Raw genomic sequence first — 13,940 nt, 5'->3', positions numbered from 1 at the left:
GCTAAAAAAGCCTTCGATCCTTCGAAAAAAGATCAGCACAGGCTGCCTCAGGCGAACAATTGAGGCGTTACAAATTTTAAAATCGAAAATCTCATCACTACATCTATTCATCTGTCAGGCTGAGCTTGTCGAAGCCCCCGTTTCAATAAGCAAATCTGACTAATAAAACCTTCGATTCTTCGATAAAAGCTCAGCACAGGCTGCCTCAGGCGAACAATTGTGGCGTTACAAATTTTAAAATCGAAAATCTCATCACTACATCTATTCATCTGTCAGGCTGAGCTTGTCGAAGCCCTCGTTATTTTTACCAAATTGTGTATAATTTTTAGAATAAAGAACCAGTTTATCCCAATCTTGATCAATTAGCGCTTGCTTTTTTCTCCTGCTCCAACCTTTTATTTTCTTCTCGATACTGATAGCTTGTGTAGGATCAGTAAACATTTCAAACCATACCAGAGTTATAGGCCTTCGTGTAAAAGTATATGCCTCAGAATGAATCCCAGCATTATGCTCGATTAACCGTTTATCCAAGTTACTTGTAAAACCGGTGTAAAACGAATCGTCTTTACATTTTAAGATATAAACGTAATAAATTTTCATAAGTACTTACATTATTCGTTGAACAAAAGCCTTCGACAAGCTCAGGCAGACAAGAGTGGGATTGCAAATTTTAAATACAAAATTGTATCGCTACAAAAATTTCATAAGGCTGAGCTTGTCGTGTCAGGCTGAGCTTTTGTCGAAGCCCCGTTCCAATTCGCAATCCAACTAAAAAAGCCTTCTGTAACCGAAGCTTCGTGACTGGCGGACAATAGTGGAATTATAAAATTTAAATACAAAACATTATCGCTTCAACTACTCGTCTGTCAGGCTGAGCTTGTCGAAGCCCCGTTCCAATTCACAATCTGACTAAAAAAAGCCTTCGATCCTTCGACAAAAGCTCAGCACAGGCTGCCTCAGGCGGACAGTAGTGGAATTATAAAATTTAAATACAAAACATTATCGCTGCAACTACTCGTCTGTCAGGCTGAGCTTGTCGAAACCCACGTTCCAATTTACAATCCAACTAAAAAAAGCCTTCGATCCTTCGACAAAAGCTCAGCACAGGCTGGCTCTGGCGGACAATAGTGGGATTACAAATTTTAAAATCGAAAATCTCATCACTACATCTATTCATCTGTCAGGCTGAGCTTGTCGAAGCCTTCGTTATTTTTACCAAATTGTGTATAATTTTTAGAATAAAGAACCAGTTTATCCCAATCTTGATCAATTAGCGCTTGCTTTTTTCTCCTGCTCCAACCTTTTATTTTCTTCTCGATACTGATAGCTTGTGTAGGATCAGTAAACATTTCAAACCATACCAATGTTATAGGCCTTCGTGTAAAAGTATATGCCTCAGAATGAATCCCAGCATTATGCTCGATTAACCGTTTATCCAAGTTACTTGTAAAACCGGTGTAAAACGAATCGTCTTTACATTTTAAGATATAAACGTAATAAATTTTCATAAGTACTTACATTATTCGTTGAACAAAAGCCTTCGACTCCCGTCCCGAAGCTTCGGGATCGGGACTGGCGACAAAAGTGGAATTACAAATTTTAAATACAAAATTTTATCACAATAACGATTTTGTAAGACTGAGCTTGTCGTGTCAGGCTTAGCTTTTGTCTAAGCCCCGTTCCAATAAGCAAATCTGCTAAAAAAAGCCTTCGACTCCCGAAGCCTCGGGACTGGCGGACAAAAGTGGAATTATAAATTTTAAATACAAAATTGTATCGCTACAAAAATTTCATAAGGCTGAGCTTGTCGTGTCAGGCTGAGCTTTTGTCGAAGCTCCGTTCTAATAAGAAAATCTGCTAAAAAAAAGCCTTCGACAAGCTCAGGCTGACAACCGTAATCATTTACAAAATCGTTAAATTTTAAAATAATCACTAATCAATGCACATTGTCAGGCTGAGCCTGTCGAAGCCCCGTCCCAACCGTCACGCACATACAAACCGCAAAAGCCTTCGACAAGATCAGGCGGACAATCGTGGAATTATAAAATTTAAACACCAAATTTTGTCAATAAAACTACCTATCTGTCAGCCTGAGCTTTTGTCGAAGGCCCCGTTCCTATGAATATCGTTTATTGTACTTCATAATCACTTCACAAACTTCTCTAATTGCGCCTTCTGCAGAAGCATTAGTAAGTACATAATCTGCACTTCGTTTCACGATATCGGTTCCGTTTGCGGGACAAAAAGACCAACCCACGCTACAAATATTTGCCAAGTCATTGACATCATCACCTACGTAAGCCACTTGTCCTAAGTTGGCTTTTTTATCTTTTAAAAACTGCCTCAAAAATGCGAATTTATCTTTTACACCTAAAAAGCAATTTTGAATTTGTAATTTCTTCATGCGTTGCCCCACCAATTCGGAGTTTTCTGAAGTCATGATAATCAACTCTACTTGCTGCTGACGAATAATCTCTAATCCCATTCCGTCGCGCATGTCAAAGTATTTCATCATTTCGCCTTCTGGTCCATAATATACGCCACCGTTGGTAAAGACACCGTCAACATCCAAAACTAAATAATCAATTCGTTGGTGTATTTTGTTCTTTTGTAATCGGTTAGCAAGCAATTGTTCTACAATTTCCCAATCGGTCGTACTATCAATTTCAGTGTAACTAGCCTCTTCCATTTCGATTAAACCAATTGAACCACTTACTCTATTTTTGGAATTCAAAAAAGCGGCTTTGCTTGTTGCATATACAGCCCCATTTTCAACCAATAATCCCTCGAAATCTTGGCGTCTCGGTCTCTTGAATACATCATAGTTTTGAGGTGTTCCATCTGCATTCCAAGTAAAACGATGCGTTTTCACAACTGTTAAGGCAGAATCAAAAGCTTCATTTTCTATTTTACCTAACACTGCATTGATGTCTTTGCTGGTTGTCATCGGCGAAGTCGCTTGTAATAAACACAAAACATCAAAATCATTATTTACCTGATCAGCAAATTCCAACAACACACTTTCAGTCGAAGCGGTATCGGTAGCATTCTCTTCATTGCGAATTATTGCCTTTATTTTTGGATTCCAATAGTATTCTTTTTCGACATAACTGATGATCTCCAAATCGTCTGTAAAAACAACTACCTCATCCAAATTTGAAAAAGCAGCTTCGGTCAAAACCCACGAAAACAAAGGACGTCCCAACATTTTCTTTTTATTCTTCCTAGGAATTCCTTTGGAGTTTTTGCGTAATGGAATCAGACCTATTTTTTTCATTTGGTTTGGTTTTTGTTTTTGATAAAGGTAATTATTTCGTCTGTATATATTTTAGCACCTGTTTCTAGTAAATGTGATTCATCATAAAAGTAAGCTGGATCTTTATAAACTGGGTTCAGTGAATCGTATACCATTACATTCTTCTTTTGCACTTCTTTCAAAAATCGATTGTAAAATGCTGTATTGAATTCTCCAAAACTTGGAGCGAATACATAAATCAAATCAATGTTTTTTTCCTTACATCCTATTTGAATTGCTCGGAATGCTTCAAGCTTCGTATTTATTTCAGTCCCCGAATCATACTCCTTGTTACTATAATTATAATTGATTTTTATGTTTTTACTTTTATTTTCAAAAGGCATAGAACCCCAATTATCTATGGGGTTTTGTAAAGACATAGGAATATTTTTAAAACTAAAATTGGAGCGATTTATCCGTGCCAAACAAAAGAATTTGGACAATAAATTTTTCTGTTTTTGTAGAATCAACTCTTGATTGATGTAATTGTACTTTGACAATGGATATAATCTATCCAATCTAAAGACTAATGTACTTTCGAATCTAAACTCAAATGGATTATCTATAGCTAAGATTATCATTTTGGGCTTCTTATTAAATTTCAATAAACTCTTAAAAATAAAATTATGAAAAGTAATATCAGAACCCGGATATGATAAATTATATGTTGATTGCCCAGTTACTTTTTCTATCTGTCCTGCCAAAATATTATCTGCACCACGAGAAGAACCAAGAATTATAATGTCTTTATTTATCTTCCCCTCCAGTATTTGTTCCAATCGTGTGTCATACTCTCTTTCGGGAGCTTTTATTAGGAAGTAATAAAATCCTTTGTCCACTACAAAGAACACCAAAAGAAACAGTAAACTATTTTTTAAAAAACGCTTCATACTAAAATTGAAAATAGATAAATTGTTGTTCTATTGGACTATTAAAAATAAAAATAAGAATCAATAAAAACACTAAAAATGTCCAGCGAAAAAATCGGTTTCCTATTTGGTTGAAACTGCCTAATGCAAATGTTTCTCTTCTGCCTATCCATTCGATTATAATAAAAAGGAGTATTAATAAAATTAAATAGGTTGGTCGTACACTTGGAAACGTAAAAAGTGAAACGTTGCAAATTCCTTTCATATAATTAATAGCTCCTCCAATCGTTGAAGCTCTAAAAAATATCCATGCCACGGTAGTTAATGAAAAAGTAAGTCCGATTTGAAATAATTCTTTGATTGATGGAAAGAAAGTTTCATTGGATACAATTTCGATATTCGAACGGTTTTTATTGGTTAATAATAACGGAATAAAATACAACGCATGTAGAAAACCCCAAGCAATAAACGTCCAATTAGCGCCATGCCAAAACCCACTAAGCAGGAAAATCACAAAAACATTGCGTATTTTATTTAATTTGGAACCTTTACTTCCACCCAAAGGAATGTACACATAATCCTTGAACCACGATGAAAGTGAAATGTGCCAACGACGCCAAAACTCCGCAATATCTCTGGAAAAATAAGGAAAAGAAAAATTTTGAAGCAATTCTATCCCAAGCAGTTTAGACGTTCCTAATGCAATATCAGAATACCCACTGAAATCCCCGTAAATCTGAAAAGCAAAAAAAATAGCTCCCATAACCAATGTGGAACCAGAAAAATCTGCTGCATTGTCAAAAATCTGATTTGCATATTGGGCGCAGTTGTCTGCAATAACAATTTTCTTGAATAACCCCCACAAAATTTGATACAAACCAGCTACTGCTTGTTGGTAATCAAATTTTCGCTTCTTTTTTAATTGTGGCAATAAATGTGTTGCTCTCTCAATAGGTCCAGCAACCAACAAGGGAAAATAAGACACAAAAAGAGCATAAGCCAAAGGATCTTTTTCTGGAATAATTCTTTTTTTGTACACATCGATTATATAAGACAATCCGTGAAAGGTGTAAAATGAAATTCCGACTGGTAGAATTATTTGCAAGAGATACAAATCGATCTGAATACCAAATAATGCCAAGCTTTCTTGAAATGAACTGGCGAAAAAGTTATAATACTTAAATATCCCTAAAAAAGAAATATTGATCCCTATACTGGCCCAAAACCAAAACTTACGTGAAGATTCAGACTTTGATTCTTGAATTTGTAAGGCCGAAAAATAATCCAAACCTGTTGAAAACAATAGCAAAGCCAAGAACCGAACATCCCAGCAGGAATAAAAATAATAACTAGCTAGTAATAAAAAAGCATTCTGAGCCTTATATGATTTCCCTAAAACAAACCAGTATAGCAAAAATACGATAGGCAGAAAAAAGGCAAACGAAATGGAGTTAAAAAGCATTTAAATATTTTCTGATTTAATTATAGAATTAATTTTAAATTTTACTTTTCTAAAAAAACGTTCAATATCTATGGAAAAAGGATAATTATCAAAATAAGCATCTTTACCCGTAATAGTAATACCTTCTTTATCATTCATTAGCCTACTACCTTTTATCCTTTCCATACCACTAATTTGCGTATGTAAAAAAGGGAAAAGCTGATATTTATTTAAGACTAAATTTCTTGCTTCATTAATAGCGTCTTTATTTTCATCCCATTTATTAGATTGTACTATTTCTTTCAAAAACAAATCGATATGCCTGTCTTTGGGATTCATTTGAATAAACGAATTCTTAGGAAAAAACTCCCCTATATTTTTACAACCAAAGTAAATTGGCATGGTATGACTTAGAAAACAATCCATAATTTTCTCAGTCCAATAATACTCGTTTTGAAAATTCTCGTAAGCAATCGCATATTTAGACTGACTCAAAACCTCCCATTTATCATCAACAGGATTAATTCCCCTACCATACAAATCTACAAAAGGCAATGGTTTAATCTGTTCCAAAAAACGCATTCTATCTTTATGCCCTTTTGATGATTGTTGGTTGCTAGTAATCCAAACGATTTTATTTTCTTTGACTAAATCTTGCTGCTTTACAGCAGTCAAAAAATCATAATCTTTATCGATATGCCATGGTAGAGCACCATGAGATAAAATATTGTTTTTGTTTATATCTAATTGATTAATAATAACAGCAGCCTTTTTATTGGCATATTGACGGTATTTTGAAACCTCATTGGGTGGCTCCAAACACACACTTATGATATTATTAGGGTTGACCTTTATCGAAATGTCATTTTTTGGATAATCTAAAATAACTAAATAATCACATTCGGCTACATCTTCTTCAGTAAAGGTGAAATCTTTCCACTGCATACTCTGCGCAGGAGTTTGCCTCTTGATGTCGGGGTAGTTATAATAGCGTTCAATTTTAATTAACATTGGAATTTGGTTTGATTTCCTTTTGAAGAAATGAGTTTCTGTGTTTTAATATAAAATCTTAATACTTCAACCCTTTTAGTTTATTTGCTTTTTCTAAAGTAGTCTTTTGCACTGGTTTTCGAAAACGCATTATATATCGAAATGAAAAAACAGCAGTAAAAAAAGACTTCCAAAACAATCGAAAATACGTTAAATCTTTAAGACCATATTTTTTAAAATTATGAAATAATAGTCTCGCAATTTTATAGGATGGATTTGGCAAATATACTAGATAATAATAAATAGTATTTTTTAATTGTTTTTCGAATCTGAAATAAAATTTACCTTCTTTAATACGTCCTAATCTATCAACACGATGGTTGACCATTATTGAACTAACATATTTAATTTGGTAACCTAAATCCAAAACTTCAATAGCAACACAAGCTTCTTCGCCATAAATATCTACCCAAACTGGGAATCCATTGGTCTGCAAATACACTTCTTTCTTGATGGCAAAACCACAACCTATAAAATCATTTGTACGATATTCTTCACTTGTATAATTAGCATTTTCTATAGCAATCTCATCTGAGGCAAAAATTCCTTTTATTTCTTGAAAGGCTACAATACCAATCTTTTTATCGTTGTTAAAAACTTGGTTTACTTTCGATATAAAATCTGGAGTTAAGGGATGTGCATCATCATCCAAACCTATAAAAACGGTTCCTTTTCCTTGTTTGTATAAAATAGTACGTGCTGGTGAAGCACCAATACTTGAGCTCACAGATTCCCAATGTACCCAAGGAAAACCTTTTTGGATCGCCATTGTTTGAATACAACCATCAATAAAAACCAAAACTTCATGAAGACTTAAATCTATAATACCTGATAAATTATGCAACGTAATAGCAAGTTCTTTGGGTCTATTCTTGGTAACGATGAGGATTGAAACTTCCATGAATTATAAAAAAATTTCTTGATAGAGTTGGCTAATCTTAGTTTTCAAAATAGCACGGTTATAGTTGCGCTGCGCTAGTTTTATATTTATATCTTGGGCTTGAGTTCTCAAGTCGGCATTAGAAATTGCTTTTTCAACCCAAGTGGCTATTTCATTTTCGTCCAAAGGATTAGATATCAAATATCCATTTACACCATGAGTAATCACTTCAGCTGATGCGTTCCCAGGATTGGACTGAATAGGAAACGCCCCCATACCCATACTTTCTAGCAGGGTATTGGGCATGCCGTCTGAAATATTATTTGAAATATGAATGCTTGCCAATCCCATCATTTTCAACATTTCATTGTTGGCTACAAAAGTAGTTCTTGGAATTATTTGATGTTTACAGTTTTTAAAAAACGGCGCAGAATTAACTTTTTCTATAATTACAGCATCAGCGCTGTATATAATAATTTCAAAATTTTCAAATGAAGCTATTGGCAACAATTGCAATGCGTCAACTATTTTGGAAGCTTTACAACCAAAACTCTCATATCCTTTTATTAAAATAAATTTACGGTTGCCAATTGGTTGTATATAGTCATTGAGATAATCAATTCCTCCATTTCCAGGATAAACCCCTAGAAATTTATTAACAAAACCGTTGGCAACTGCAATAGAAAAATCACGTTGGCAATCTGTAATTAAATAATCAACTCTTTGTAAAAACTGCTGTACTTGTTGCGATGTGATGTTATTTTCTTTAAAATAGTACATATCACTACCCCAAGTAGAATAGACAAATTTTATTTTTTTATGTTGCAACATTACTTGTAAAATAGGCAAACCGCACAATTGCATTTCAAAACAATGGACTAGGTCGGGCTGAATTTCGTTAATAGTTTTTTCGAAAACCGTTGCTAACTTTTTTTCATTTATTAGCTGAACAAAACGATACCATTTTGGTAATCTCGCTTTTATGGTTTGCCTCAACGGAAAATCCCACCGCATTTTCCAACCTTTGATTTGGTTAACCCACGGGATTTTTTCTGATTTTGGCCCACCATCCATAACATCAAACCAATACACTTCATGACCACAATCTTTTAACTGATTGGCCCATTGAAAAAAATGATGGTTTGAGATGGAGACTAGAAGGATTTTCATTTTATGCTAATAGATTTTGATACTCTTGATTAAATCTTTCTAATGAAAAATGATCTTTAGCATAAATATAACTTTGTACCGATAATTGCTTTTTTAAATTATTATTTTTTTGTAAAAGTATAATCGTTTCACAAAAAGAATCGACCAATTCTTCATTTGTATTTTTGCTTATCAGATAGCCATTTTCACCATTAGTTATATGTTCACTTATACCACCTACATCTGTCGTTATCGGAATTACGCCATAACTCATTGCCTCCATAATAACCATTGGAAATCCTTCATAAACAGATGGCACTAACAAAAGATCTAAACCTTCATATAATGCTGTAATTTGTTGTTCTTTAAACAAATCACCAATATATTCAGCACCACACTTTTTAATAAATTCTAAATTAGCTGCCATTCCTGAACCTGCCATAATAAATTTTATCTCTGGAAATTTGAGCCGTAAATTGGCCACAATATTTAAATATACTTCCGGCCTTTTTTCCTCAGACCAACGACCAACAAAACCAATGACCAAATTTTTATTATTTTTCTTGAGTAAAATTTCTGGAATTACAACGGCATTTTCGATAACTTCAATTCGGTTTGTCAGTTCATTATCCAAATTATTTTTATCGTAATACCTTACTAAATCGTTTTTCGCCTTTTGATTTATTACAATCCTTCTATTGATTCTAATTGCGGAATCAATTAATTGTTGCTCTCTATTGTCATTTTGAGCAAATGAATGGTATAAATCTACAATCTTTAAATCTTTATTTAATAAAGGTAATAGACCATAAAAATAGGGTGAATTACTAGAAAAAATAGTTTTAATTGCTCGGCTTTGATTAATTGAACTGCAGATAAAATTAATTAGTTTTCTATTTACCCATAGATTTCTTTTATTTACAATCGAATTAAGCTCTATAACCATTGAATTAGCTTTAAAACTTTCTAAAAAATTTGAAGTAGCAGAACCTTGTGTAAACACTACAACACATTTTTTTGTATTCAAAGATGCAACAATCTGTGAATGCACTTTTTCAGCACCACCAGTATGATAAAAAGGAAAAAAACATACCACCTCAGCTTCTTTTATTTTCTTTTGTTCAAAAAAATAAAAATCCAACAAAAGGAAACAACCAACAAACAAATTATATAGAAATTTTATTGTTTTTTTCATTCATAAACTTTTTAAAAAATTATAATAAATCCTTTTAAAGTAATAAAGATTAAAGTTCCTGGTGACCAATAAAGTTTTAACAATTTTTGAGAACGATTTTAAATATTTGCGATTTCTCAAATAATAAAATTCATCATATTCAACCCAAGATGCATTCCATAAATGAACAGCATAAGTTGTTTCTACTATGTAATTTTTATAATTTTTGACGTCATTTTTTGCACTATTGGGAAAAGGATAAAAATAAGACATGGGATAAACTACAACATTATTCGTTTCTACTTTGTTTTTAAAAAATGTAGAACTACATTTTTTTCTATATATTTTAGTAATTAATAAAGGAATCGATATCTCATAAAAATTAGTTGATTCTACTAAATTAATAGTATCATAAATACCCAAACAAGCTTCAATAAAAAAATGCTTTTTCACACATGCAATTATTCCCGCACTAATCCAATTTTCATCTTCCGCACCAAAAAAACAAGCATCTGACAACAAACCAGTTAGAGATTTAACCATCATCATATCTGTATCTAGGTAAATCCCACCATTCTCATATAATATTTTAAGTCTAATGAAATCAGAAACAAAAGCCCATTTCTTTAACTTATATGCTTCTGCAGCAAATGGATGACTTAAATCTGAATTTAACTCATTCCATTCAATAATTTCATAATCTGGAAGTATTTTTTTCCATGATGCAATGCAGGAATTAATTAATGGCGTTTTCTTTTGTTTTCCAAACCAACAATAATGCAACACTTTTGGGATCATTAAAATAATTTTATTGAATTTAGATTTACACCAACAGTGTCCCCGTTTTCATTAAACAAATAATATCCAAAATTTATCAATAGATCGTTGGCCTTCCTTTTATCAACATCATTCAAGTTAACAAATTCAAATTTTATTATTTTGGGCTTGACTTTTGTAAAATCAATCATTTTTAAGATCTCTAAATCAAAACCTTCGGTGTCACTTTGAAAATAGTCAATCCCATTTATAAAATTATTATCATTAATAATGTTCATTAAAGCATCAGCCATAACTGTTTCATGAATTATGTCCTCGCTTTCAATATTTGTTTTCTTGTGATGTTCCGGATCTAAAGAAGCGATTCCTTTTACCCAATCTGGATATTTATATATTGAGTTAGGATTTATTTTGTAAACATCTATTTTTTTATCCGTCGGATGAACCGCCATATTTATCGCAATTATTTCTGGATAATTACAATAATTTTTCACTAATTCATTATAGTAATCCTTTACTGGTTCGATAACTAAACCATGAGAATTTCGGCGAATAAGGAATTCATATAAAAAATCAAAACTAATTCCATCATTTGCCCCCACTTGAACAAAACTAAATTCTGACTGCGTTTTAAAATTCCTTTCGAGAATTTTCTTTGATGATAAAATCTTAGAATGGTTGCCAAAAAACTTGCGGCATTTGTTCTCAATTCTACTAAAAAGAAGAAATATTTGGTTAAATAGAAATATCATATATTAAAGAATTTAAAACCTATTAGGTTTATTATTTACAAATCTAATCAAATAAAAGAATCGTTTTAAATTATAACACAACTCAATTATTACATTTTTAATAGCACTAAAAGTTGACCCAATTAATCCCTTAAAAATCATTTTCAATGTCACATCCTGATGCCATAATTGGTAATTGCCTACCACATCATTTTTGAATCTAAAGAAATTTTGTTCTGGCGTTCTCGTTATCTGATAATGAAAAATGGAAGGCACAAATTCAATTTCAAAACCATTCTCTATAACTCTTTTACTCCATTCCTTGTCTTCAAACGTGGCGACATCATTGCGAAACTGGTGTTGCTCCCACACTTTTTTATTAAAAGCCGAGCCAGAAAAAATCAATCCCGATTTATTAGGATCTTCTATGGCAGAAATGCCCTTTATATAATTCTGATAATCGTTGGTACTATGCAAACATCGCAATCCAGCTAAATTGCTATTGCCTTCAAATTTTTTTTGAATTAAAGTAAAAAAGTCATGGCTAACAGGATAGGAATGAGCACTAAAAATCACAACAATAGGACCAATAGCTTCTTGAGCAGCTAGATTAGCACTTCCACCATAGCTAAAATTTGCAATTGAAACAAATCTAGCTCCGAACTGTATCGAAATCTCCTGGCTATCATCTGTAGATAGATTGTCTATTACAATAATTTCATTGAAATCACTGGAGTAACGTTCTGTTAGGTTTTTCAGCAAGAAGGACAAAGCTTTTGCTTGATTTTTGTTACGAATAACTACTGAAATCATGGTGATGTTTTTATTTTTGTAAACCATTTACAGCACCATCGATAAGGATTCAAAATTAACTTCCCTAATTTGTATTCTAAGGAATTTTTGAATTTTTGATGTCCTTCGCGTTGTACTCTCAACTCATAAAATAAGACTTCCATACAATTATTAAAATCTTGAATGTACAACTCTTTATGTTTTGTAAAAATATACTGTTTTACCTCTTCGGTGTGATTTTTAATAGTATTAGTCAACATTGAACTTTGTGCTTTTCTATAATAAAACAAAAATTCAGGAATGATAATATATTTCCATCCTTTTTTGGTCACATTCAACCAAAAGTCCCAGTCTTCAAATCCCTTTTTCATATTTTCGTCATAACCACCAGATTGCTCCCAACACTCTTTTCTATATAATGATGTTGCAATTAATTGGTTTACATAGAGTAAATAAAGATTTTCAAATCCTTTTGGCTTCATCTGAAAAATAATATTTTTTTTGGTTCCATAAAAAAAATTACTATAACAGGATGCGATACCCAATGTGGAGTCTTTTTTTAATACTGGCACAAGCTTTGTCAAATAGGATGGATCCAAAACATCATCTGAATCTAGAGGCAAAATAAATTCGCCTTTACTAATTATAACTCCCCCATTGCGAGCACTAGACAAACCACCGTTTTCTTTGAACAAATAAACAAAACGTGTATCTTTCTTTGTCCACTGTTTTGCTACTTTTTCAGTATGGTCGGGACTACCATCGTTTACTATAATACACTCCCAATTAGGATAAGTTTGCTCTAAAACTGATTGCAAGGCTTCATCCAAAAAATGTGCTTGATTATAACATGGAACTATAATGGATACTAAAGGATTCATTTGAATACTATTTTTTTAAAAAACCGTATTGGTGCCAAAAGCTTTTTGCCCAAAACGTACTCTTTTGATTCTTTAGCATTTTTCAAGCTAATACGTAATAATGAATTTTGTCTTAACAACTCACCACAATAAAACTCAAAATTTGATATATACACATCTCTGTGCTTGTTAAATATATAATTTCTCAATTCAAAATCATGATTTATTATTGCCGTACGATCTCTCGAACTTTTCTTAATTCTATAATGTGACAGTACTTCTGGTATGATACTCATAGACCAACTATTTTTGGTTACTGCTATCCAAAACTCCCAATCTTCATAGCCACTTATCATCTTTTCATCGAAACCTCCAACTTTTTCCCAACAGCTTTTTCTAAACATGGCACTCGCCCTACCATTATTGACAACAATAAAGTCCGTTACAGTTCCTCCTAATGGTTTTATTATTTCAAGAGTTTTACTATTTATAAAAGCTCGACAAAAACTGCTTACCATGCCAATTTTACTATCACCATCCAATATTGCTACTGCTTTTTCTATAAAAGTCGATTCGTAATAATCATCGGCATCTAGATTGACAATAAAATCAGTCTGGGCAATTGCAATTGCGCTGTTTCTTGCCACACTAACTCCTTGGTTTTCTTGACGAATAATTTGAAGTAATGGGTGATTTATCTTTGCTAACATTTTTTGTGTTTCCATACCGGAACCATCATCTACAATGATAATTTTCTCTGGCAAGAGGGTTTGATTGTAGATAGACTGCAAGGCTTCCGCTATATATTTCCCATCATTGTAACAAGGAATAACAACCGTAACATTGCTTTTTGTATTCATTTGTATATAGTTCTTTTCAATTTATCAATTCAGCAACTCATTTATTGTAATTTCAAAAAATG

General features: G+C 32.6%; 14 protein-coding genes. All 14 read right to left on the bottom strand.

Annotated elements, in window-relative coordinates:
• Nucleotides 1–261 precede the first annotated feature (261 nt).
• Nucleotides 262–600, bottom strand: a complete 339-nt coding sequence (locus M2326_RS08580) for a GIY-YIG nuclease family protein (protein ID WP_264619152.1) — start codon at nucleotides 598–600, stop codon at nucleotides 262–264.
• 569 nt (nucleotides 601–1,169) lie between these two features.
• Nucleotides 1,170–1,508: a GIY-YIG nuclease family protein gene (locus M2326_RS08575; protein ID WP_264619152.1), complete on the bottom strand. Its 339-nt coding sequence runs from the start codon at nucleotides 1,506–1,508 to the stop codon at nucleotides 1,170–1,172.
• Between the two features lie 608 nt (nucleotides 1,509–2,116).
• The gene (locus M2326_RS08570; protein WP_264619151.1) at nucleotides 2,117–3,277 is read right to left on the bottom strand and encodes an acylneuraminate cytidylyltransferase; all 1,161 of its coding nucleotides are present in this window, start codon (nucleotides 3,275–3,277) and stop codon (nucleotides 2,117–2,119) included.
• Nucleotides 3,274–4,185, bottom strand: coding sequence for a hypothetical protein (locus M2326_RS08565; RefSeq protein ID WP_264619150.1), 912 nt, complete (start codon nucleotides 4,183–4,185; stop codon nucleotides 3,274–3,276). The genes M2326_RS08570 and M2326_RS08565 overlap by 4 nt, the downstream gene beginning before the upstream one ends.
• A 1-nt stretch (nucleotide 4,186) precedes the next feature.
• Nucleotides 4,187–5,626 (bottom strand): MBOAT family O-acyltransferase, encoded by a 1,440-nt coding sequence (locus M2326_RS08560; RefSeq protein ID WP_264619149.1) that lies wholly within the window; start codon nucleotides 5,624–5,626, stop codon nucleotides 4,187–4,189.
• Nucleotides 5,627–6,616, bottom strand: a complete 990-nt coding sequence (locus tag M2326_RS08555; RefSeq protein WP_264619148.1) for a glycosyltransferase family 10 domain-containing protein — start codon at nucleotides 6,614–6,616, stop codon at nucleotides 5,627–5,629. It abuts the gene before it with no gap.
• Between the two features lie 58 nt (nucleotides 6,617–6,674).
• Complete coding sequence (locus M2326_RS08550; protein WP_264619147.1) at nucleotides 6,675–7,556, bottom strand: glycosyltransferase family 2 protein; 882 nt, start codon at nucleotides 7,554–7,556, stop codon at nucleotides 6,675–6,677.
• Between the two features lie 3 nt (nucleotides 7,557–7,559).
• Nucleotides 7,560–8,705 carry a glycosyltransferase gene (locus M2326_RS08545; protein WP_264619146.1) on the bottom strand — a complete coding sequence of 382 codons (1,146 nt, stop codon included), beginning with the start codon at nucleotides 8,703–8,705 and terminating at the stop codon, nucleotides 7,560–7,562.
• Nucleotide 8,706: 1 nt separating this feature from the next.
• On the bottom strand, nucleotides 8,707–9,879 hold the full coding sequence (locus M2326_RS08540) for a glycosyltransferase family 4 protein (protein ID WP_264619145.1): 1,173 nt from the start codon (nucleotides 9,877–9,879) through the stop codon (nucleotides 8,707–8,709).
• Nucleotides 9,880–10,656, bottom strand: a complete 777-nt coding sequence (locus M2326_RS08535) for a glycosyltransferase (RefSeq protein WP_264619144.1) — start codon at nucleotides 10,654–10,656, stop codon at nucleotides 9,880–9,882.
• Nucleotides 10,656–11,387, bottom strand: a complete 732-nt coding sequence (locus M2326_RS08530; protein WP_264619143.1) for an FkbM family methyltransferase — start codon at nucleotides 11,385–11,387, stop codon at nucleotides 10,656–10,658. The genes M2326_RS08535 and M2326_RS08530 overlap by 1 nt, the downstream gene beginning before the upstream one ends.
• Before the next feature lie 12 nt (nucleotides 11,388–11,399).
• Nucleotides 11,400–12,179 (bottom strand): glycosyltransferase family 2 protein, encoded by a 780-nt coding sequence (locus tag M2326_RS08525; protein ID WP_264619142.1) that lies wholly within the window; start codon nucleotides 12,177–12,179, stop codon nucleotides 11,400–11,402.
• A complete protein-coding gene (locus M2326_RS08520) occupies nucleotides 12,176–13,039 on the bottom strand; it encodes a glycosyltransferase family 2 protein (RefSeq protein ID WP_264619141.1) in 864 nt (287 codons plus the stop codon). The genes M2326_RS08525 and M2326_RS08520 overlap by 4 nt, the downstream gene beginning before the upstream one ends.
• Nucleotides 13,036–13,878 (bottom strand): glycosyltransferase family 2 protein, encoded by an 843-nt coding sequence (locus tag M2326_RS08515; protein WP_264619140.1) that lies wholly within the window; start codon nucleotides 13,876–13,878, stop codon nucleotides 13,036–13,038. Before M2326_RS08515 ends, M2326_RS08520 begins: the two co-directional genes overlap by 4 nt.
• Nucleotides 13,879–13,940: the final 62 nt, after the last annotated feature.

This window comes from Flavobacterium psychraerolatum, assembly GCF_025960985.1.
GTDB lineage: Bacteria > Bacteroidota > Bacteroidia > Flavobacteriales > Flavobacteriaceae > Flavobacterium.
This window is presented reverse-complemented; position numbering and strand designations above follow the sequence as displayed.